Source organism: Pseudomonas cichorii (genome assembly GCF_019719005.1).
Taxonomy (GTDB): domain Bacteria; phylum Pseudomonadota; class Gammaproteobacteria; order Pseudomonadales; family Pseudomonadaceae; genus Aquipseudomonas; species Aquipseudomonas cichorii_E.
In genome coordinates this window covers 1-20,779 of sequence record NZ_JAIGPJ010000001.1, presented here as the reverse complement: position 1 = coordinate 20,779, position 20,779 = coordinate 1, and the positions used below count along the sequence as shown (strand labels likewise).

The window sequence follows — 20,779 nt, the reverse complement described above, 5'->3', positions numbered from 1 at the left end:
TCATTTGGGCGGCTTCGTGTTTACCTGTCAAAACCCGCGAAAATTTACCTCTCCCCCTCCAATACCGCTCCTAAATCTCCGAAATGTAAGGGGTTTCCTTAAGACCGTGCCTTGACGGTGTGGTGGGCGCATTCCTATAGTGTGCGCAAGTGGCAGAAAGTGGCACGAAGTGGGTTTTTTTAGCGCGAAAAGTTAAAAATCGGAGAGTGCGCCTGTGTTTCGTGGTGCCAACGCAATCAATCTCGATGCCAAGGGTCGTCTCGCCATGCCGAGCCGGTACCGTGACGAGTTGGATTCGCGTAGCTCCGGGCAACTTATCGTGACCATTGATGCCGTTGACCCCTGCTTGTGTCTTTATCCGCTGTCCGAGTGGGAACTGATTGAGGCGAAACTTCGTGAGCTGGCTACCTTTCGCGAAGAAAACCGCCGGTTGCAGAGGCTTTTGATTGGTAACGCAGTGGATCTGGAGCTCGACGGCAGTGGGCGTTTCCTGGTCCCTCCGCGTCTTCGTGAATACGCAAAGTTGGATAAGCGTGTGATGTTGGTTGGACAGCTTAATAAGTTTCAACTGTGGGACGAGGATGCCTGGAATGCTGTTGCCGATGCAGACCTTGCAGCCATTCAAAAACCTGGCGCGATGCCTGATGAATTACGTGACCTGATCCTGTGACTATGAACAGCAGTTTTACCCACATCACCGTACTGCTCGAAGAAGCCGTCGAGGCTCTCGCTGTGCGCGCCGATGGCTGCTATCTGGACGGCACATTCGGTCGTGGCGGACATAGTCGCCTGATACTTCAGCATCTGGGGCCTGATGGCCGGCTGCTGGGGTTCGACAAGGATCCTCAAGCGATTGCCACAGGGCAAGCGCTGGCGGCCGAAGACGGCCGCTTTGTCATTGTGCAGAGAAGCTTTGCCGAACTGGGCTCCGAGGCTCAGGGCCGCGGGTTGGCAGGCAAGGTCAGCGGCATTCTGCTGGACCTTGGCGTCTCCTCGCCGCAACTGGACGATCCCGAGCGCGGCTTCAGTTTCATGAACGACGGCCCGCTGGACATGCGCATGGACCCGACTCGCGGCGTCAGCGCTGCCGAGTTCATCGCCACTGCACCTGCAGAAGAGATCGCCCGGGTTTTCAAGGAATACGGTGAAGAGCGTTTCGCTAGGCGCATGGCCAATGCCGTGGTTCAGCGTCGCGAAATCCAGCCTTTCGAGCGCACTGCCGATCTGGCAGAAGTCCTCAAGGTCGCCAACCCGGCCTGGGAAAAGGGCAAGAATCCGGCCACGCGTGCCTTTCAGGGCCTGCGTATTCACGTCAACAACGAGCTGGGCGATCTGGAAGCCGGTCTTGAAGCGGCGCTGGACGCCCTTGAAGTCGGCGGTCGTCTGGTGGTCATCAGCTTCCACTCTCTTGAAGACCGCATCGTCAAGCTGTTCATGCGCAAGCTCGTCAAGGGCGAAGCTGACAACATGCCTCGCAACCTGCCGATCCAGTTCAAGGCCTTCGAGCCGAAGATCAAACTCATCGGCAAGGCGCAGTTCGCTTCGGACGAAGAAACCAGAGCCAATCCACGCTCGCGCAGCGCTGTCATGCGTGTGGCGGAGAAGCTCAGGTGAGCCGTCTGTTCCTCAAGCCATTGCCCGGCGGCAGCTTCATCATGCTGCTGCTGTTTCTTGCCGTCCTCGTTTCGGCCATCGGCGTGTCCTACAGCGCCCACTGGAACCGGCAGTTGCTTAACTCCCTGTACTCGGAAATGAGCGTGCGCGACAAGGCGCAGGCCGAGTGGGGACGCCTGATTCTCGAGCAGAGCACCTGGACGGCCCATAGCCGTATCGAGAACCTGGCCACCGATCAGTTGAAGATGCGCATTCCCAACGCTGCCGAAGTGCGGATGGTGGCGCCATGATGAAACTTGAGGGTGCCCTGTATCCGTGGCGGTTCCGTGTGGTGGTGGGTCTGCTCGTCATCCTGGTGCTCGCCATCTGCTGGCGCATTGTCGATCTGCAGGTCATCGATCACACCTTCCTCAAGGAACAGGGTGATGCTCGCAGCGTTCGTCATATTCCAATCCCGGCTCACCGTGGTCTGATCACCGACCGTAACGGCGAGCCTCTGGCTGTCAGTACGCCTGTGACCACGCTCTGGGCAAACCCGCGTGAAATGCAGCAGGACAAATCCAAGTGGCCGGTTCTGGCGACTGCTCTGGGTCAGGACCTCAAGGCCATGACCGAGCGCCTGGATTCTCAGGCCACCAAGGAATTCATCTATCTGGTTCGCGGCCTGACGCCTGAGCAAGGGCAGTCTGTGCTGGACCTCAAAGTCCCCGGTGTCTATGGCATCGAGGAATTCCGGCGTTTCTATCCGGCCGGTGACGTGACCGCACACATGGTCGGCTTCACCGACCTCGACGATCATGGTCGAGAGGGGGTCGAACTGGCCTATGACGACTGGCTCGCCGGGGTGCCTGGCAAGCGACAGGTCATCAAGGACCGCAGGGGACGACTTATCAAGGACGTCCAGGTAACCAAGAACGCCAAGGCCGGCAAGACCTTGGCTTTGTCTATTGATCTGCGTCTGCAATATCTGGCCACCCGCGAACTGCGTAACGCCATAGTAGAGAACGAAGCCAAGGCCGGTAGCCTGGTAATCATGGACGTCAAGACCGGCGAAGTCCTGGCCATGGTCAACCAGCCGACCTACAACCCGAACAACCGGCGCACCATGGTGCCTGCTGCAATGCGCAACCGGGCAATCATCGACGTGTTCGAGCCGGGCTCGACCATGAAGCCGATTTCCATGACCACCGCCCTGGACAGCGGGCGCTGGAAGCCGACCGACAAGGTCGAGGTTTATCCGGGCACCTTGCAGATCGGCAAGTACACCATTCGTGACGTGACCAAGACCGAAGGCCCGATCCTCGACCTGACCGGCATCCTCATCAACTCCAGTAACGTGGGCATGAGCAAGATCGCCTTCGACGTGGGCGGTGAAGCCATTTTCCGTACCATGCAGCGCGTCGGTTTCGGCCAGTACACCGGCCTCGGCTTCCCGGGAGAGCGCGTGGGTAACCTGCCGAACTACCGCGAGTGGCGCAAGGCTGAAACCGCGACCCTGTCCTACGGCTACGGTCTGTCGGTCACTGCCTTGCAACTGGTGCATGCCTATGGCGCACTGGCCAACAATGGCCGGATCGTGCCGCTGACCATTCTGAAAAGCGATACGCCGCCGACGGCCGTGCAGGCCATCCCCGAAAACACCGCCAAGACCCTGCAAGGCATGTTGCAGCAAGTGATCGAAGACCCGCGTGGCGTCTATCGCGCCCGCGTGCCGTCCTATCACGTGGGCGGCAAGAGCGGTACAGCGCGCAAGACTTCCATCGGCACCAAGGGTTACGCGGAAAACTCCTACCGTTCCCTGTTCGCCGGTTTTGGCCCGATGAGCAACCCGCGCTACGCGATCGTCGTTGTGATCGATGAACCGAGCAAGGGTGGCTATTTCGGTGGTCTGGTTTCTGCCCCGGTATTCAGCAAGGTCATGTCTGGCACGTTGCGTCTGATGAACGTGACCCCCGACAACCTCGCCGCACCCCAAGAGCAGGTCAATGTTGCCCCTGTAGTGAAAGGAGGGCGTGGCTGATGGCTTTCAATCTGAGCAAGATTTTCGCTCAAACCGACCGCGATCCCCTGATTCGTGAGTTGACCCTCGACAGCCGTAATGTCCGGCCGGGCGATCTGTTCCTGGCAGTTCCCGGCATCAAGCGCGATGGCCGCGCCCACATTGCCGATGCCTTGCAGCGCGGTGCGGCGGCGGTGGCTTATGAGGTCGAAGGTTCGACCGTATTGCCGATCACCGATGTGCCGTTGATTCCGGTCAAGGGCCTGGCTGCGCAGTTGTCGGCCATTGCCGGTCGCTTCTATGGCGAGCCGAGTCGCGGACTGAATCTGGTGGGCGTGACCGGCACCAATGGCAAGACCAGCGTCACGCAACTGGTTGCCCAGGCCCTTGATCTGCTCGGCCAGCACTGCGGCATCGTTGGCACGCTGGGGACCGGTTTCTATGGCGCGCTGCAAAGCGGTCGCCACACGACCCCCGATCCGATTTCCGTGCAGGCCACCATCGCTGACCTGAAAAAAGCCGGCGCTCGCGCCGTTGCGATGGAAGTGTCGTCCCATGGCCTCGATCAGGGACGTGCAACGGCCCTGGATTTCGACGTTGCCGTGCTGACCAATCTGTCCCGTGATCATCTGGATTATCACGGCACGATGGAGGCCTACGGTGCTGCCAAGGCCAAGCTGTTTGCATGGACGGATCTGCGTTGCCGGGTGATCAATCTGGATGACGGGTTCGGGCGTGAACTGGCCGAGGTAGAGCATGAGTCCCGACTCATCACCTACAGCCTCCAGGACAAAAGCGCATCCCTTTATTGCCGCGATGCGAAGTTCGATGACGATGGCGTACGCGCCACACTCGTCACTGCGCACGGCGAACACTTTCTGCGCAGCCGTCTGCTGGGCCGTTTCAACCTGAGCAATGTGCTGGCGGCTATCGGCGCCTTGCTGGGGCTGGAATATGCGCTGGACGAAATTCTCAAGGTCCTGCCAAAGCTCGAAGGCCCGGTCGGGCGCATGCAGCGTCTTGGCGGTGGCAACAAGCCTTTGGTGGTGGTCGATTACGCCCATACCCCCGATGCTCTGGAGCAGGTGCTCAACGCCTTGCGCCCGCATGCCAAAGGTCGCCTGTTGTGCCTGTTCGGTTGCGGTGGCGATCGTGACAGTGGCAAGCGTCCGCTGATGGCCGAAGTGGTCGAGCGTCTTGCCGATGGCGTGTGGGTCACCGATGACAACCCGCGCACAGAAGCACCGGCTCGCATCTTCGACGATATCCGTCCGGGTTTCATGACTCCTGATGCCGTGCATTTCATTGAAGGCCGTGGCCAGGCGATTGCCGAGCTGATTGCCAGTGCCGATGCGGCAGATGTCGTGGTCCTGGCCGGCAAGGGGCATGAGGACTATCAGGAAATAGACGGTCAACGCCACGCGTTCTCTGACTTGGAAGAGGCCGCCAAGGCTCTGGCCGCATGGGAGCTTGCGCATGCTTAAAGCATTGACCTTCAGCGAACTGGTCGCGCCACTCGACGCTCGTCGTATTGGCGACTGCAGTTTTACCGGTGTCAGCACCGACAGTCGCGCCATTCAGCCGGGCCAGTTGTTCGTGGCGCTGACCGGCCCGCGTTTCGATGGCCATGAATACCTGGATCAGGTGGCTGCCAAAGGCGCCGTAGGTGCCCTGGTCGAGCGGGAAGTGGAAGGCTCGACCTTGCCGCAACTGGTCGTGCTCGATACCCGCAAGGCACTGGCGCAACTGGGCGCGATTAATCGCAATGCCTTTGTGGACAGGCCTGTTGCTGCCATTACCGGTTCCAGTGGCAAGACCACGGTCAAGGAAATGCTGGCCAGTATCATGCGCACTCGCGGTCCGGTCCTGGCTACCCGTGGCAACCTGAATAACGAACTGGGCGTGCCTCTGACTCTGCTTGAACTGGCCCCGGAATATTCTTCGGCGGTCATCGAGCTGGGTGCCTCGCGTGTCGGCGAAATTGCTTTCACCGTCAGCCTGACAAAACCTCATGTCGCTTTGATTACCAATGCCGGGACTGCCCATGTCGGTGAGTTCGGCGGGCCTGACCGTATCGTGGAAGCCAAAGGCGAAATCCTCGAAGGGCTCGATGCCAGCGGCATTGCGGTCCTGAACCTGGATGACAAGGCTTTCCCGACCTGGCGTCTGCGCGTCGGCGAACGAAAGATCGTCAGCTTTGCCCTGAGCAACAGCCAGGCCGATCTGTACGCCAGCGATCTGGGGCGCGATGCGCGTGGCTGCCCAAGCTTTCTGCTGCACAGCCCGCTTGGAACTGCGCAGGTGCAATTGAACCTGCTGGGCAAACATAACGTGGCCAATGCCCTGGCGGCAGCGGCTGGCGCCTTTGCGTTGGGCGTTACCCTGGACGGCATCGTCACTGGCCTGAACAACGTTCAACCGGTCAAGGGTCGCACCGTCGCACAAATCGCCAGCAATGGCGTGCGGGTGATCGATGACTCTTACAACGCCAATCCTTCTTCCATAAACGCCGCCGTCGACCTGCTTTCCGACTTCCCTGGCCGAACTGTCCTGGTACTGGGCGATATCGGTGAGCTGGGTGACTGGGCAGAGCAGGGTCACCGCGATGTGGGGGCCTATGCCGCCGGCAAGGTCTCGGCACTTTATGCCGTGGGTCCGTTGATGGCTCATGCCGTGAACGCCTTTGGCGAGCATGGGCGACATTTTGCCAGTCAGGCCGACCTGATTGCGGCGCTGGGCGCCGAGCAAGACCCCGATACCACTTTACTGATCAAGGGTTCGCGTAGTGCCGCGATGGAAAACATCGTGGCTGCCTTATGCGGTTCTAGCCTGGAGAAACATTGATGCTGCTGCTGTTGGCCGAGTTTTTACAACAGTTCCATAAAGGCTTTGCGGTCTTCCAATACCTGACCTTGCGTGGGATTCTCGGCGTGCTCACAGCCTTGACCCTGTCGCTGTGGCTCGGGCCGTGGATGATTCGTACCCTGCAAATGCGCCAGATCGGCCAGGCCGTGCGTAACGATGGTCCGCAATCGCATCTTTCCAAGTCCGGCACCCCGACCATGGGCGGTGCATTGATCCTGTCGTCCATCGCTATCAGTACTTTGCTGTGGGCTGACTTGAGCAACCGCTATGTATGGGTGGTCCTGCTCGTCACGCTGCTGTTCGGTGGCATCGGCTGGGTCGATGACTATCGCAAGGTGATCGAGAAGAACTCCCGTGGCTTGCCAAGCCGCTGGAAGTATTTCTGGCAATCGGTATTCGGCCTGTGCGCAGCGATCTTCCTTTATACGACTGCGCCGTCGGCAACCGAGACAACCCTGATCGTGCCGATGCTCAAGGATGTGCGCATCCAGTTGGGCATGGTCGGTTTCATCGTATTGACCTACTTCGTCATCGTCGGCTCAAGCAACGCAGTGAACCTGACTGACGGCCTGGATGGCCTGGCCATCATGCCGACCGTGATGGTCGGTGGTGCGCTGGGTATCTTCTGCTACCTGTCGGGTAACGTGAAGTTCGCCGAATACCTGCTGATTCCCTATGTACCGGGCGCGGGTGAGCTGATTGTGTTCTCCGGCGCACTGATTGGCGCGGGGCTCGGATTCCTCTGGTTCAACACTTATCCGGCCCAGGTGTTCATGGGCGACGTCGGTGCTCTGGCGCTGGGCGCTGCACTGGGCACCATGGCGGTGATCGTCCGTCAGGAGTTCGTCCTGTTCATCATGGGCGGTGTGTTCGTGATGGAAACCCTTTCAGTGGTCATTCAGGTTGCGTCATTCAAACTGACCGGTCGCCGCGTATTCCGCATGGCGCCCATCCACCACCACTTTGAACTCAAGGGCTGGCCTGAGCCGCGTGTGATCGTCCGTTTCTGGATCATCACCGTGATTCTCGTGCTGGTTGGCCTTGCAACGCTGAAACTGAGGTAGAACGAGTGTCTTTGATCGTTTCCGACCGCTTCCGTATCGTTGTCGGTCTAGGCAAGAGTGGCATGTCCCTGGTTCGCTTCCTGGCGAACCGGGGCGTCGCCTTTGCCGTGGCCGATACTCGGGAGAATCCTCCGGAGCTTGCGACCTTGCGTCGCGATTACCCGCAGGTGGAAGTGCGTTGTGGCGAGCTGGACGTAGAGTTTCTCTGCCGTGCCGACGAGCTGTATGTCAGCCCCGGTCTGGCCCTTGCGACTCCAGCCTTACAAGAGGCTCATGCCCGTGGCGTCAAGATGTCCGGTGACATCGACCTGTTCGCGCGTTACGCGAAAGCGCCGGTCATTGCAATCACCGGATCCAATGCGAAAAGCACCGTGACCACCCTGGTGGGCGAGATGGCCCAGGCCGCAGGCAAGCGTGTTGCAGTCGGCGGTAACCTCGGCATGCCGGCGCTGGATCTACTCAGTGACGATGTCGAGCTGTACGTGCTAGAGCTGTCCAGCTTTCAGCTCGAAACCACCCATGAGCTCAATGCCGAAGTCGCGACCGTGCTGAACGTCAGCGAAGACCACATGGACCGCTACAGCGGCCTGCCGGCTTATCACCTGGCCAAGCACCGGATTTTCCGTGGCGCACGGCAAGTGGTCGTCAATCGCCAGGACGCACTGTCCCGGCCACTGATCGGTGAAGGCCTGCCGTGCTGGACCTTCGGCCTGACCAAGCCGGATTTCAACGGTTTCGGCTTGCGTGAAGAGAACGGCGAAAAATACCTGGCCTTCCAGTTCGACAACCTGATGCCGGTTCGCGAACTGAAAGTTCGTGGCGCGCACAATCAGGCCAATGCCCTGGCTGCACTGGCGCTGGGGCATGCCGTGGGCCTGCCGTTCGATGCCATGCTGAGCAGCCTGCGGACCTTCACCGGTCTTGAGCATCGCTGCCAGTGGGTGCGCGAGCTGGCGGGTGTTCACTATTACAACGACTCCAAGGCCACCAACGTTGGCGCCGCACTGGCTGCTATCGAAGGCCTGGGTGCTGACATCACCGGCAAGCTGGTGCTGATCGCCGGTGGCGATGGCAAGGGTGCTGACTTCAGTGGCCTGCGTGCTGCCGTAGCGGCGCACTGCCGTGCCGTGGTCCTGCTGGGTCGCGATGCCGAACTGATTGCTCAGGCTCTGGGCGATGCAGCACCGCTGGTGCGCGTCATCACCCTGGAAGAATCCGTGCAGCGCAGTGCCGAACTGGCCCAAGAGGGCGATGCGGTATTGCTGTCGCCTGCCTGCGCGAGCCTCGACATGTTCAAGAATTACGAAGAGCGCGGGCGTCTGTTCGCCCAGGCAGTGGAGGGCTTGTCATGATCTTTGGCGTGATCAAGCCTTATCCGTCGCCGCTGATCAGCGGCCGTGGCATAGACCTCGATTTCCCGATGCTGGCTGGTTGCCTGGCGCTGCTGGGTCTTGGTCTGGTGATGATTACTTCCGCGTCGTCGGAAGTGGCCGCCGTGCAGTCGGGCAACACGCTGTACATGATGACCCGCCACCTGATCTATCTGTTGATCGGCCTGGGTGCCTGCTGCGCCACCATGATGGTGCCGGTTGCCACGTGGCAGCGTATGGGCTGGCTGATGCTGATCGGTGCCTTCGGTCTGCTGTTGCTGGTGTTGGTGCCGGGGATCGGCCGCGAGGTAAACGGCTCGATGCGCTGGATCGGTTTCGGCGCGTTCAACGTGCAGCCTTCCGAAATCGCCAAGGTCTTTGTGGTGATATTTCTGGCCGGTTACCTGATTCGTCGCCAGCAGGAAGTCCGTGAAAGCTGGATGGGCTTCTTCAAGCCGTTCATCGTGCTGCTGCCCATGGCGGGCCTGCTGCTGATGGAGCCTGACTTCGGAGCCACGGTCGTGATGATGGGCTCGGCGGCTGCCATGCTCTTCCTCGGCGGCGTCGGGCTGTTCCGTTTCTCCCTGATGGTGGTGCTGGCAGTGGTTTCCGTGGTGGTGCTGGTTCAGGCGCAGCCTTACCGGATGGCGCGTCTGACCAACTTCACCGACCCGTGGGCCGACCAGTTCGGTTCCGGCTACCAGTTGACCCAGGCACTGATCGCATTCGGTCGTGGCGAATGGTTCGGCGTCGGTCTGGGCAACAGTGTCCAGAAACAGTTCTATCTGCCGGAAGCTCATACCGACTTCGTGTTCTCGGTGCTTGCTGAAGAGCTGGGTGTCATCGGGTCTTTGCTCACGGTCGCGTTGTTCCTGTTCGTCAGTATTCGTGGCATGTACATAGGTATGTGGGCAGAAAGGGCCAAACAGTTCTTCGGTGCCTACGTTGCTTATGGTCTTTCTTTCCTGTGGATCGGCCAGTTCCTGATCAACATCGGCGTAAACGTCGGCCTGCTGCCGACCAAGGGCCTGACCTTGCCGTTCCTCAGCTACGGTGGCAGTTCGCTTGTGATCTGCTGTGCGAGTCTCGGTTTGCTGCTGCGCATCGAGTGGGAATCGCGCAACAACATGGGCAGCGAAGAAACCGAATTCAAAGAGAGCGACTTCGCCGAGGAGCCGCCCCATGGACGCTAACGTGCTGATCATGGCCGGTGGCACCGGCGGGCATGTATTCCCTGCACTGGCCTGTGCCCGCGAGTTCCAGTCGCGTGGCTACAAGGTGCATTGGCTGGGTACGCCACGGGGTATCGAAAACGAACTGGTGCCACAGGCCGGGCTGACCTTGCATCTGATCGATGCCACCGGGTTGCGCGGCAAGGGCAAGCTTTCGCTGCTCAAGGCACCTTTCATGCTGCTCAAGGCATTGGGCCAGGCCCGCAAGGTTGTGCGCGAGCTCAAGCCGGTTTGCGTCGTGGGTTTCGGTGGCTATGTCACAGGCCCTGGCGGTCTGGCTGCGAAGCTGGCGGGCGTGCCGTTGATCATTCATGAGCAGAACGCCGTTGCCGGTACGGCCAACCGCAGCCTGTCGTCCTTTGCCAGCCGTATCTGCGAGGCGTTCCCGGACACCTTCAGTGCAACGGCCAAGCGTCGTACCACCGGCAATCCGGTGCGTGTCGAGCTGTTTCTTGAAACACCACGGCAGGCATTGGCCGGTCGTAAGGCGCGCCTGTTGGTCCTGGGCGGCAGCCTGGGTGCAGAGCCCTTGAACAAGTTACTGCCCGAAGCCCTGGCTCAGGTGCCTGAAGACATACGGCCCGAGATTTTCCATCAGGCCGGCAAGAAACACGATGAAGTCACCGCCGAGCGCTATCGAAGCGCTGGCGTCGAGGCGCAGGTCGCGCCCTTTATCCAGAACATGGCTCAGGCCTATGCCTGGGCCGATCTGGTCGTCTGTCGCGCAGGTGCGTTGACCATCAGTGAACTGGCAGCCGCAGGCTTGCCTTCGTTCCTGATCCCGCTGCCTCACGCGATCGATGACCATCAGTCTCGTAACGCTGACTATCTGGCTCGCGAAGGCGCAGCCTTTGTCATGCCGCAAGCGACAACTGGTGCTGCCGAGATGGCCACGCGCCTGAAAGAGGTTTTGATGCAACCCGAACAATTGAACAACATGGCCCGTACCGCCCGCAGGCTGGCCCGGCCTGACGCAACCAACACCGTTGTCGATGTCTGTGTGGAGGTGGCCAATGGTTGAGAATCAACGCGCCATGCCTCAGCCGGAAATGCGCCGTATCCGCCGCATCCACTTCGTCGGTATCGGCGGTGTCGGCATGTGCGGTATCGCCGAAGTGCTGCTGAACCTGGGCTATGAAGTCTCGGGTTCGGACCTGAAGAATTCGGCTGTTACCGAACGCCTGAAATCCTTCGGCGCGCACATCTTCATCGGTCATCTTGCCGAGAACGCCGTCGGTGCCGACGTGCTGGTGGTTTCCAGCGCCGTGAACACCTCTAACCCGGAAGTCGCGACAGCCCTTGAGCGTCGTATTCCCGTAGTGCCCCGTGCCGAGATGCTGGCCGAGCTGATGCGCTATCGCCACGGCATCGCCGTCGCCGGTACTCACGGCAAGACCACCACCACCAGCCTGATCGCTTCGGTGTTCGCCGCCGGTGGCCTGGACCCGACTTTCGTGATCGGTGGTCGTCTGAACGCTGCCGGCACCAACGCACAGTTGGGCACCAGCCGTTACCTGATCGCCGAGGCCGATGAAAGCGATGCCAGCTTCCTGCACTTGCAGCCGCTGGTCGCAGTCGTCACCAACATCGACGCCGATCACATGGCCACTTACGAAGGCGACTTCAACAAACTGAAGAAGACCTTCGTCGAGTTCCTGCACAACCTGCCGTTCTACGGTCTGGCGGTAATGTGCATCGATGATCCGGTGGTGCGTGAAATCCTGCCGCTGGTCAAGCGTCCGACCCTGACCTATGGCTTCAGCGAAACCGCCGATGTGCGTGCGATCAACGTGCGCCAGGACGGCATGCTGACGTTCTTCACCGTGTTGCGTCGCGACCGCGAGCCGCTGGACGTATCGGTGAACATGCCGGGCAACCATAACGTGCTCAACTCCCTGGCAACCATCGCCATCGCCACTGACGAAGGCGTCAGCGACGAAGCCATCGTCCAGGGCCTGTCGGGCTTCCAGGGCGTTGGTCGCCGCTTCCAGGTCTATGGCGAACTGCCCGTCGAAGGCGGCAACGTGATGCTGGTGGACGACTACGGTCACCACCCGCGTGAAGTGGCGGCGGTCATCAATGCCGTGCGTGGCGGCTGGCCGGATCGTCGTTTGGTCATGGTCTATCAGCCGCACCGTTTCAGCCGTACCCGTGACCTGTACGACGATTTCGTACAGGTGCTGGCCGATGCCAACGTGCTGTTGCTGATGGAAGTCTACCCGGCAGGCGAAGAGCCGATTCCCGGTGCCGACAGCCGCAACCTGTGTCACAGCATCCGTCAGCGCGGGCAACTGGACCCGATCTACATCGAGCGTGGCGTCGAACTGGCTCCGCTGGTCAAGCCGCTGCTGCGCGCCGGTGACATCCTGCTGTGCCAGGGCGCTGGTGATATCGGTGGCCTGGCTCCGCAATTGCTCAAGAGCCCGCTGTTCGCCGGTGCCGTCATTGCTTCAACCGAAGGGAAGCTCAAATGACAGTGACTTCGCAATCTTCCCTGCGCTCGACCCTTGAACCGAAAAGCTTCGGCCGCGTTGCCGTGCTTTTCGGTGGCAAGAGTGCTGAGCGGGAGGTTTCGTTGAAGTCGGGGCGAGCGGTGCTGGATGCATTGCTCAGCGCTGGCGTGGATGCGTTCGGCATCGATGTGGGCGATGACTTCCTGCAGCGGTTGGTCAGCGAAAGGATCGACCGGGCCTTTATCGTCCTGCATGGCCGTGGCGGTGAAGACGGCACGATGCAGGGCCTGCTGGAGTGCCTGCAAATCCCTTATACCGGCAGCGGTGTACTGGCTTCTGCACTGGCCATGGACAAGTTGCGCACCAAGCAGGTCTGGCAAAGTCTCGGGCTTGCCACTCCGCTGCATGCGGTTCTGGGCAGCGAGGCCGATTGTATTTCTGCGGCGACGGAACTGGGCTTCCCTTTGATCGTCAAACCGGCCCATGAAGGTTCAAGTATCGGTATGGCGAAGGTGACCGGCGTCGATGAATTGATCGCCGCATGGAAAGCCGCCAGTACCTACGATTCACAGGTTTTGGTCGAACAATGGATTCAGGGTCCTGAGTTCACGATCGCCTGCCTGCGTGGCGAAATATTGCCGCCCATCGGCCTGGGCACTCCTCACAGTTTCTACGATTACGACGCCAAGTACCTGGCTTCCGATACCCAGTACCGGATTCCGTGCGGGCTCAGTGACGCGAAGGAACAGGAACTCAAACAACTGACAGCACGTGCTTGCGAAGCCATCGGCATTGCAGGCTGGGCGCGCACGGATGTCATGCAGGATGCGCAAGGCAAGTTCTGGCTGCTGGAAGTCAACACCGTGCCAGGCATGACCGATCACAGTCTGGTCCCTATGGCGGCCCGTGCTGCCGGGCTGGACTTCCAGCAACTGGTGTTGGCGATTCTGGCCGACAGCGTTCAGGTGAGAGGTTAAGCATGTACGGCGCGTCGGCACGTCATCAGCCACCTGCTCCTGGTCGCAAGCCAGTGCCGCGTGGCGCCAGTCGGATGGTGGCCAAGGAGCCATTGTCGGCGCGACTGCCCAAGCCGGGCTTCGGTTTCCTGAAAGGGCTGTTCTGGCCGGTGCTGCTGGTGGTGCTGGGTTTCGGCACGTACGAAGGTGCGCAGCGTCTGTTGCCCTATGTAGACCGTCCGATCACCCGCATCAACGTGCAGGGCGACCTGAGCTACATCAGTCAGCAGGCGGTGCAGCAGCGCATCGCGCCTTATGTGGCGGCGAGCTTCTTCACCATCGATCTGGCCGGTATGCGTACCGAACTGGAGCAGATGCCCTGGATCGCCCATGCCGAAGTACGGCGCGTATGGCCGGATCAGGTTGTGGTTCGACTGGAAGAGCAACTGCCCGTCGCCCGTTGGGGAGACGAAGCGCTGTTGAACAACCAGGGACAGGCTTTCACGCCGCGTGAACTGTCCAACTATGAACACCTTCCCCAGTTGTTCGGCCCACAGCGGGCTCAGCAACAGGTGATGCAGCAGTACCAGGTGTTGAGTCAGATGTTGCGCCCCATGGGGTTCTCCATCGCACGCCTGGAGTTACGTGAGCGTGGCAGTTGGTTCCTGACCACCGGTGCCGGCAATGCCGGCCCGGGTATCGAGTTGTTGCTGGGACGCGATCATCTTGTGGAAAAAATGCGCCGCTTCATCGCGATTTACGAAAAAACGCTTAAAGAACAAATCACGAATATTGCGCGCATCGACCTGCGTTACTCCAACGGCCTTGCGGTTGGTTGGCGTGAACAGGTAGCGCCCACAGCGGACAAGCCCGCTGTCGCGAAGAATTGATAAGAGGCTGGACCATGGCAAATGTGCAAAGCGGCAAAATGATCGTCGGGCTGGATATCGGTACCTCCAAGGTGGTGGCACTGGTAGGCGAAGTCGCGGCCGATGGCTCGCTGGAAATCGTGGGTATCGGTACCCATCCATCCCGTGGCCTGAAAAAGGGCGTGGTGGTGAATATCGAATCGACCGTGCAATCGATCCAGCGCGCCGTCGAAGAAGCGCAACTGATGGCGGGCTGCCGTATTCACTCGGCGTTCGTCGGCGTGGCGGGCAACCATATTCGCAGCCTGAACTCCCACGGCATCGTGGCGATTCGTGATCGCGAAGTCAGCTCGGCGGATCTGGAGCGTGTGCTCGATGCGGCGCAGGCTGTTGCCATTCCTGCCGACCAGCGCGTTCTGCACACCTTGCCTCAGGATTACGTGATCGATAACCAGGAAGGCGTGCGTGAGCCTCTGGGCATGTCGGGTGTGCGTCTGGAAGCCAAGGTGCATGTAGTGACCTGCGCCGTGAACGCTGCACAGAACATTGAAAAGTGCGTGCGTCGCTGCGGCCTTGAAGTCGACGACATCATTCTCGAACAACTCGCTTCGGCCTATTCGGTACTGACCGATGACGAGAAAGAGCTGGGCGTGTGCCTGGTGGACATCGGTGGTGGCACCACGGATATCGCGATCTTTACCGAAGGCGCCATTCGTCACACCGCCGTGATCCCGATTGCCGGTGATCAGGTCACCAACGACATCGCCATGGCGCTGCGTACACCGACCCAGTACGCCGAAGAAATCAAGATTCGCTACGCCTGCGCCCTGGCCAAACTGGCCGGTGCCGGAGAAACCATCAAGGTCCCGAGCGTGGGCGACCGTCCACCTCGCGAGCTGTCGCGTCAGGCCCTGGCCGAAGTGGTCGAACCTCGTTACGACGAGCTGTTCACCCTGATCCAGGCCGAACTGCGCCGCAGCGGTTACGAAGATCTTATCCCGGCCGGCATCGTGCTGACCGGTGGTACGTCGAAAATGGAAGGTGCGGTCGAACTGGCCGAGGAAATCTTCCACATGCCGGTACGCCTTGGCGTGCCGCATAGCGTCAAAGGGCTCGCTGATGTTGTGCGCAACCCGATCTACTCAACGGGCGTAGGCCTGTTGCAGTACGGGCTGCAAAAACAGTCGGACGGCATCTCGCTGTCCGGTCTGGGCAACAGCAGTAGCTACGGCGACGAACCCAAGGCCCCAGTGCTTGAGCGCGTCAAGCGCTGGTTCCAGGGCAATTTCTGAGTTTCAAGGCTTCAAAAGTGGTAGCGGCAGGTAGTAGGCAGAAACAAAACTAGAGAACTGAAGGAGAGGGAAAATGTTCGAACTCGTAGACAACGTCCCGCAGAGCCCGGTAATCAAGGTTATCGGTGTGGGTGGTGGTGGTGGCAACGCTGTCAATCACATGGTCAAGAGCAACATCGAAGGCGTGGAATTCATCTGCGCCAACACTGATGCTCAGGCACTGAAAAACATCGGCGCACGCACCATCCTGCAATTGGGTACTGGCGTAACCAAAGGTCTTGGCGCTGGCGCCAATCCTGAAGTCGGTCGTCAGGCGGCACTGGAAGACCGTGAGCGCATTGCAGAAGTCCTGCAAGGCACCAACATGGTATTCATCACCACAGGCATGGGCGGCGGTACCGGTACCGGTGCAGCTCCGATCATTGCCGAAGTGGCCAAGGAGCTGGGCATCCTCACGGTTGCGGTCGTGACTCGTCCGTTCCCGTTCGAAGGCCGAAAGCGCATGCAGATCGCCGATGAAGGCATCCGTATGCTCTCTGAAAGCGTCGACTCGTTGATCACCATCCCCAACGAGAAGCTGCTGACCATCCTGGGTAAAGACGCCAGCCTGCTGTCGGCTTTCGCCAAGGCTGACGATGTTCTGGCCGGTGCCGTTCGCGGTATCTCCGACATCATCAAACGTCCGGGCATGATCAACGTCGACTTCGCCGACGTCCGTACCGTGATGAGCGAAATGGGCATGGCGATGATGGGTACCGGCTGCGCCAGCGGTCCGAATCGTGCGCGTGAAGCGACCGAAGCGGCCATTCGCAACCCGTTGCTCGAAGACGTCAACCTGCAGGGCGCACGTGGCATCCTGGTCAACATCACCGCCGGTCCTGACCTGTCCCTGGGTGAGTACTCCGACGTGGGTAGCATCATTGAAGCGTTCGCTTCCGAGCACGCGATGGTCAAGGTCGGTACTGTTATCGATCCGGACATGCGTGACGAGTTGCACGTGACTGTGGTTGCCACGGGTCTGGGCGCGAAAATCGAGAAGCCTGTGAAGGTTATCGACAACACCCTGCAAACCGTCCAGCAGGCCGCTGCTCAACCGGCAGCAGCTCGTCAGGAAGCTCCATCGGTGAACTACCGTGATCTGGACCGTCCGACGGTAATGCGTAACCAGGCTCATGCAAGCGCCACTGCAGCGGCCAAGATGAACCCTAACGATGACCTTGACTACCTGGACATCCCGGCTTTCCTGCGTCGTCAGGCCGATTGATGAAATGTATCAGGGGTATTAGGGTGATTGGTGTTCAGCAAAGGCATGGTCTGCTATCATCGCCAGCCTTTGTTGATACCAGTTCGCAACTTGCGCTGAAGCGGCCATGCCATGATTAAACAACGCACCCTGAAAAATATTATCCGTGCCACAGGTGTTGGCTTGCATTCCGGGGAAAAGGTTTACCTGACCCTCAAGCCTGCGCCTGTGAATACCGGCATCGTGTTTTGCCGAGCCGACCTGGACCCTGTCGTGCATATCCCTGCACGAGCGGAAAATGTCGGAGACACCACACTGTCGACCACTCTGGTCAGCGGTGACGTAAAGGTCGACACGGTAGAACATTTGCTTTCGGCCATGGCTGGCCTTGGCATCGATAACGCCTACGTCGAGCTCTCTGCCTCCGAAGTTCCAATCATGGACGGCAGCGCAGGCCCTTTCGTATTCCTGATTCAATCGGCTGGTCTAGAGGAACAGGACGAGCCGAAGCAGTTCATCCGTATCCTGCGTGAGGTGACAGTGGAAGAGGGCGGTAAACGCGCTACTTTCGTGCCTTTCGAAGGGTTCAAGGTCAGTTTCGAGATCGATTTCGATCACCCTGTCTTCCGTGACCGCACCCAGAGTGCAAGCGTGGACTTTTCCAGTACTTCCTTCGTGAAGGAAGTCAGCCGTGCACGGACCTTCGGGTTCATGAGTGATATCGAGTACCTGCGCAAGCACAACCTCGCACTCGGCGGCAGCGTGGAAAACGCCATCGTGGTCGACAAGGAAGGCGTATTGAACGAAGACGGCCTGCGTTACGAGGACGAATTCGTCAAACATAAAATCCTGGATGCCATCGGCGACCTCTACCTGCTGGGCAATAGCCTGATCGGTGAGTTCCGCGGCTTCAAGTCGGGGCATGCACTGAACAATCGTCTGCTGCGCACGTTGATCGAGCAGCCGGACGCCTGGGAAGTCGTGACCTTCGAGGATGCCAGTACGGCACCTATTTCTTACATGCGTCCTGTCGCGGCCGTGTAAGCAAGCTTTACTCTCTTTCCTTTTGTTCTTTAAAGGCTGCCTTCGGGCGGCCTTTTTTTATGGCTTTTCGCAGGCAAAAAAAAGCGGCTCAGTGTGAGCCGCTTTTTTCCGTCAGCAGCGATCAATGATGACTGCTGCTGCCAACGTTGCCGCCATTGCCATCTGGAATGCTGATGTTGACGTTCTGCATCATGCCCTGATCTTCATGATCGAGGATGTGGCAGTGCAACACGAACTCACCGATGTAGCGTTGGTAGCGGGTGCGGACGTAGATCTTGTAGAGGCCTTTGGTGTTCGTCACCGGATCAAAACCCGGAGTCTTTCCGGTAGGGCCTTTGACAAACAGCGTGTCCTTCCAGACGCCTTTCAGACCTGCATACTGAGCATCGTTGTTGTCGGTTTTATCCACAGCTCCCGGCTCACTGAGGTCCGTACCGTCCGGGCCAATGATCTTCTCGATCTGGAACGGGTTGACGTGGATATGGAACGGATGGCTGACGTAAGCCGATTGCAGAGTCCAGGTTTCCGCCGTCCCCAGTGTCAGCTGACGATTGATGACATCGGGCTTGTAGGGCTCAGCGTTCGCTGCGGTGGTGCCGACAGCAAACTTGACGTTGTTGTGGTCGGTAGCGTTGAGCATGAACACCAGGTTCTGCTCAAGATTGCCGCTCTTCTTCAGTTCCTCGTCGGAGATGCTTGCATGAGGAATGAACTTGGTCAGTTTCAGGTCCTTCTGAAGGTCGCTGACCACCAGTCTCTGAACCTCTGCTGGCATGTTGCGCTTGGCAGCTGCGACCAGTTCGGTGGTGACTGCGGCCTTGATGTCTTTGATTTTAGGGCCAGCGCCGACTTCAACGAAACCGAGCAGTTGCGTGCTGCCAGTGGTCTGGTTGACGCTCCCCGATTCGGTTTCAGGCTTGTCTACTACGCAATAGCGACCAGGTTCCGGGAACATCACCAGCAGGTCATTGCGATAACCTGGCTGCAAGGTGACCTGTCTGAGTTGCTGAGCCTTGTCCATGGTCAGGCCGTCTGAAGCGATGACCTGGAACGGCACCGGCTCTCCTACGCACTGGTTGGCGATGAAGCTTTCAGAGTCGGCGGCGCTGATCCCGTCCTGGCTACGCTGGCGTCCTGTTTCGGCCATTTTGCGAAATTGCGGCACGATGGTGTCGCGAATGCCCGCATGTACCAGCCTCCAGCGCTCGACAGTGCCGCTGTTTGCGAAAAAAATCGGTTGGACCTGGCCGTTGATCGTGGTGTAACGCCCCGAGTTCTGCCAGTCGGTTGGGCCAAACTGACCCTCATAACTTTCCACGACCCCTATCTGGCCTTTCGCGCAATTCCAGTTGTAGGTTTTGCCGCCGTCGTCCGTGCAGGCATAGGGAATCTGTTGCAGGACCAGCAAGCGTTCGGTGAACGGCTTGCCATCGGCGCCTTTGAGCAAGGTATCGATATCGCCATTGCTTTCATGCGTCGGTTTGCGATCGCCATGGATCACCAGAGCGCCCGCCATGCCGCTACCCACTTGCAGGGCAGTAGAGCCGTGACGATGCGGGTGATACCAGAACGTCCCGGCCGGATGGTCTTCGGGGATGTTGTATTCGTACTGGAAGCTGACACCGGGGTTGATCGACAACAACACGTTATCGCTGTTACCCGTCGGGCTGACCCACAAGCCGTGGGAGTGCAGGTTGGTGCCATTGAAGCAGTGAGGTTTGTCTGTTGTCGCATGGGGATCGGTGCAGCTTGGGTCTTTCGGCAGATTGTTGTTCAGCGTGACCCGAATGGTATCGCCCGGCGTGGCATTGATCGTAGGGGCAACAAAAGGCCTGCGCGGATCGACGTCCCTGCCGCTGTAGCTGCGCAGTCTGACCACATCGTCGTTCTTGGTGGTCGGGTTATAGATGCTACTGACGGTATAGCCGATATTCAGCACCAATTGCCGTTCCTTGCCTGCGCGAGGTGTCGGCGCGGGAAGCGGCTTGGTCGCAGCTTTCTCGACCCCCGAACGCATTAGCAAAGTAGTCTGGCCACTAACCGCCTGACTCGGAGCTTGCTGTTGCAGATCGGGCGGATTAATGAACTGCCGTGATGACTCTTCGGCCATTGCGGGCAATGCTGTGCATCCCACTACCCATGCGGCAATCGCGGCGTGCAGATGGCAACGTTTCATTGCCGGGGCCGTGCCTTTGATACAAGACTCTTCCAGTCTGGCCATATAAATCTCCCTGATTACAAATGATCCCAAAGGGACAACAAAAGTCGGTGTGCCGTGATGGCGGGGTAATGGTAGCCAATTAATGGCATTTGAGTGGTTGAAAGGGAATTTTTCGAGCCTGGAAGCGCTCTAAGGATTTTTGATTTTTTGTGATGGCAATTTCCGCATTGAGATAATGCATCTATTCGATCAACATCCCTCCCTTCGACCGTTTCTATGGATGGAATTCAAGGCATGCTGGACGCAAATGCTACCCATATAACCCTCACGCTCGAAGGCGTTTCCACGGACCTGCAAGTCCTCAGCTTCATCGGTCGCGAAGCCCTTAACCAGCCGTATTCCTTCGACATCGAACTGGTCAGCTCCCGCCCCGACCTGAAACTCGAAGAGCTACTGCACAAGCGCGCCCACCTGACCTTCGGTGCCACGGGGAAAGGCATTGTCCATGGTCTGGTCTACCGCATCGAACAAGGCGACTCCGGCAAGAAGCTGACCCGCTACAGCATCAAACTGGTGCCGCAACTCGCCTACCTTCGGCATAACCATGACCAGCAGAT

At 59.3% G+C, this 20,779-nt stretch carries 18 protein-coding genes; 17 read left to right on the top strand and 1 reads right to left on the bottom strand.

Features of this window, described 5'->3' with window-relative positions; translation table 11 throughout:
* Positions 1–214: 214 nt before the first annotated feature.
* The 16 genes from mraZ (at position 215) to lpxC (ending at position 18,001) form a co-directional block, all read left to right on the top strand.
* Positions 215–670: a division/cell wall cluster transcriptional repressor MraZ gene (gene mraZ / locus K5D32_RS00090; RefSeq protein ID WP_221578653.1), complete on the top strand. Its 456-nt coding sequence runs from the start codon at positions 215–217 to the stop codon at positions 668–670.
* 2 nt (positions 671–672) lie between these two features.
* Positions 673–1,614: a 16S rRNA (cytosine(1402)-N(4))-methyltransferase RsmH gene (gene rsmH, locus K5D32_RS00085; protein ID WP_221598969.1), complete on the top strand. Its 942-nt coding sequence runs from the start codon at positions 673–675 to the stop codon at positions 1,612–1,614.
* Positions 1,611–1,904: a cell division protein FtsL gene (ftsL, locus tag K5D32_RS00080; protein ID WP_025261740.1), complete on the top strand. Its 294-nt coding sequence runs from the start codon at positions 1,611–1,613 to the stop codon at positions 1,902–1,904. The genes rsmH and ftsL overlap by 4 nt, the downstream gene beginning before the upstream one ends.
* Complete coding sequence (locus tag K5D32_RS00075) at positions 1,904–3,634, top strand: penicillin-binding protein 2 (RefSeq protein WP_177434645.1); 1,731 nt, start codon at positions 1,904–1,906, stop codon at positions 3,632–3,634. The genes ftsL and K5D32_RS00075 overlap by 1 nt, the downstream gene beginning before the upstream one ends.
* Entirely contained in the window at positions 3,634–5,097 is a 1,464-nt protein-coding gene (locus K5D32_RS00070; RefSeq protein ID WP_221578651.1) for a UDP-N-acetylmuramoyl-L-alanyl-D-glutamate--2,6-diaminopimelate ligase, read from the top strand. Before K5D32_RS00075 ends, K5D32_RS00070 begins: the two co-directional genes overlap by 1 nt.
* Positions 5,090–6,457, top strand: a complete 1,368-nt coding sequence (gene murF, locus K5D32_RS00065; protein ID WP_221598968.1) for a UDP-N-acetylmuramoyl-tripeptide--D-alanyl-D-alanine ligase — start codon at positions 5,090–5,092, stop codon at positions 6,455–6,457. The genes K5D32_RS00070 and murF overlap by 8 nt, the downstream gene beginning before the upstream one ends.
* Complete coding sequence (mraY, locus tag K5D32_RS00060; RefSeq protein ID WP_025261736.1) at positions 6,457–7,542, top strand: phospho-N-acetylmuramoyl-pentapeptide-transferase; 1,086 nt, start codon at positions 6,457–6,459, stop codon at positions 7,540–7,542. Before murF ends, mraY begins: the two co-directional genes overlap by 1 nt.
* 5 nt (positions 7,543–7,547) lie before the next feature.
* A complete protein-coding gene (murD, locus tag K5D32_RS00055; protein WP_221598967.1) occupies positions 7,548–8,894 on the top strand; it encodes a UDP-N-acetylmuramoyl-L-alanine--D-glutamate ligase in 1,347 nt (448 codons plus the stop codon).
* Positions 8,891–10,105 carry a putative lipid II flippase FtsW gene (ftsW, locus tag K5D32_RS00050; RefSeq protein ID WP_025261734.1) on the top strand — a complete coding sequence of 405 codons (1,215 nt, stop codon included), beginning with the start codon at positions 8,891–8,893 and terminating at the stop codon, positions 10,103–10,105. Before murD ends, ftsW begins: the two co-directional genes overlap by 4 nt.
* Positions 10,095–11,165, top strand: coding sequence for an undecaprenyldiphospho-muramoylpentapeptide beta-N-acetylglucosaminyltransferase (gene murG, locus K5D32_RS00045; RefSeq protein ID WP_221593989.1), 1,071 nt, complete (start codon positions 10,095–10,097; stop codon positions 11,163–11,165). Before ftsW ends, murG begins: the two co-directional genes overlap by 11 nt.
* Positions 11,158–12,618, top strand: a complete 1,461-nt coding sequence (murC, locus tag K5D32_RS00040; protein WP_221593988.1) for a UDP-N-acetylmuramate--L-alanine ligase — start codon at positions 11,158–11,160, stop codon at positions 12,616–12,618. The genes murG and murC overlap by 8 nt, the downstream gene beginning before the upstream one ends.
* A complete protein-coding gene (locus tag K5D32_RS00035) occupies positions 12,615–13,574 on the top strand; it encodes a D-alanine--D-alanine ligase (RefSeq protein ID WP_221578648.1) in 960 nt (319 codons plus the stop codon). The genes murC and K5D32_RS00035 overlap by 4 nt, the downstream gene beginning before the upstream one ends.
* 2 nt (positions 13,575–13,576) lie before the next feature.
* The gene (locus K5D32_RS00030) at positions 13,577–14,443 is read left to right on the top strand and encodes a cell division protein FtsQ/DivIB (protein ID WP_025261730.1); all 867 of its coding nucleotides are present in this window, start codon (positions 13,577–13,579) and stop codon (positions 14,441–14,443) included.
* 14 nt (positions 14,444–14,457) lie between these two features.
* Entirely contained in the window at positions 14,458–15,714 is a 1,257-nt protein-coding gene (gene ftsA / locus K5D32_RS00025) for a cell division protein FtsA (RefSeq protein WP_117165832.1), read from the top strand.
* Positions 15,715–15,787: 73 nt separating this feature from the next.
* Positions 15,788–16,978, top strand: a complete 1,191-nt coding sequence (ftsZ, locus tag K5D32_RS00020) for a cell division protein FtsZ (RefSeq protein WP_025261728.1) — start codon at positions 15,788–15,790, stop codon at positions 16,976–16,978.
* 111 nt (positions 16,979–17,089) lie between these two features.
* Positions 17,090–18,001, top strand: a complete 912-nt coding sequence (gene lpxC, locus K5D32_RS00015; RefSeq protein WP_025261727.1) for a UDP-3-O-acyl-N-acetylglucosamine deacetylase — start codon at positions 17,090–17,092, stop codon at positions 17,999–18,001.
* Positions 18,002–18,122: 121 nt separating this feature from the next.
* Here the strand turns inward: lpxC and K5D32_RS00010 are convergent, their stop codons facing one another.
* Positions 18,123–20,222 carry a multicopper oxidase family protein gene (locus K5D32_RS00010; RefSeq protein WP_260407060.1) on the bottom strand — a complete coding sequence of 700 codons (2,100 nt, stop codon included), beginning with the start codon at positions 20,220–20,222 and terminating at the stop codon, positions 18,123–18,125.
* Between the two features lie 234 nt (positions 20,223–20,456).
* On the opposite strand from K5D32_RS00010, the gene K5D32_RS00005 reads away from it, so the two are divergent.
* Positions 20,457–20,779, top strand: a 323-nt coding sequence (locus K5D32_RS00005; RefSeq protein ID WP_260407058.1) for a contractile injection system protein, VgrG/Pvc8 family, incomplete at its 3' end; no start/stop codon positions are given.

What these genes read in the sequence shown, in the direction of transcription:
- ftsZ (WP_025261728.1), top strand. Translation starts at nt 15,788, where the DNA reads ATGTTCGAACTCGTAGACAACGTCCCGCAGAGCCCGGTAATCAAGGTT.
- murF (WP_221598968.1), top strand. Translation starts at nt 5,090, where the DNA reads ATGCTTAAAGCATTGACCTTCAGCGAACTGGTCGCGCCACTCGACGCT.
- K5D32_RS00035 (WP_221578648.1), top strand. Translation starts at nt 12,615, where the DNA reads ATGACAGTGACTTCGCAATCTTCCCTGCGCTCGACCCTTGAACCGAAA.
- ftsA (WP_117165832.1), top strand. Translation starts at nt 14,458, where the DNA reads ATGGCAAATGTGCAAAGCGGCAAAATGATCGTCGGGCTGGATATCGGT.
- mraY (WP_025261736.1), top strand. Translation starts at nt 6,457, where the DNA reads ATGCTGCTGCTGTTGGCCGAGTTTTTACAACAGTTCCATAAAGGCTTT.
- lpxC (WP_025261727.1), top strand. Translation starts at nt 17,090, where the DNA reads ATGATTAAACAACGCACCCTGAAAAATATTATCCGTGCCACAGGTGTT.
- K5D32_RS00010 (WP_260407060.1), bottom strand. Translation starts at nt 20,222, where the DNA reads ATGGCCAGACTGGAAGAGTCTTGTATCAAAGGCACGGCCCCGGCAATG.
- murC (WP_221593988.1), top strand. Translation starts at nt 11,158, where the DNA reads ATGGTTGAGAATCAACGCGCCATGCCTCAGCCGGAAATGCGCCGTATC.
- ftsW (WP_025261734.1), top strand. Translation starts at nt 8,891, where the DNA reads ATGATCTTTGGCGTGATCAAGCCTTATCCGTCGCCGCTGATCAGCGGC.
- K5D32_RS00030 (WP_025261730.1), top strand. Translation starts at nt 13,577, where the DNA reads ATGTACGGCGCGTCGGCACGTCATCAGCCACCTGCTCCTGGTCGCAAG.
- K5D32_RS00070 (WP_221578651.1), top strand. Translation starts at nt 3,634, where the DNA reads ATGGCTTTCAATCTGAGCAAGATTTTCGCTCAAACCGACCGCGATCCC.
- K5D32_RS00075 (WP_177434645.1), top strand. Translation starts at nt 1,904, where the DNA reads ATGAAACTTGAGGGTGCCCTGTATCCGTGGCGGTTCCGTGTGGTGGTG.
- rsmH (WP_221598969.1), top strand. Translation starts at nt 673, where the DNA reads ATGAACAGCAGTTTTACCCACATCACCGTACTGCTCGAAGAAGCCGTC.
- murG (WP_221593989.1), top strand. Translation starts at nt 10,095, where the DNA reads ATGGACGCTAACGTGCTGATCATGGCCGGTGGCACCGGCGGGCATGTA.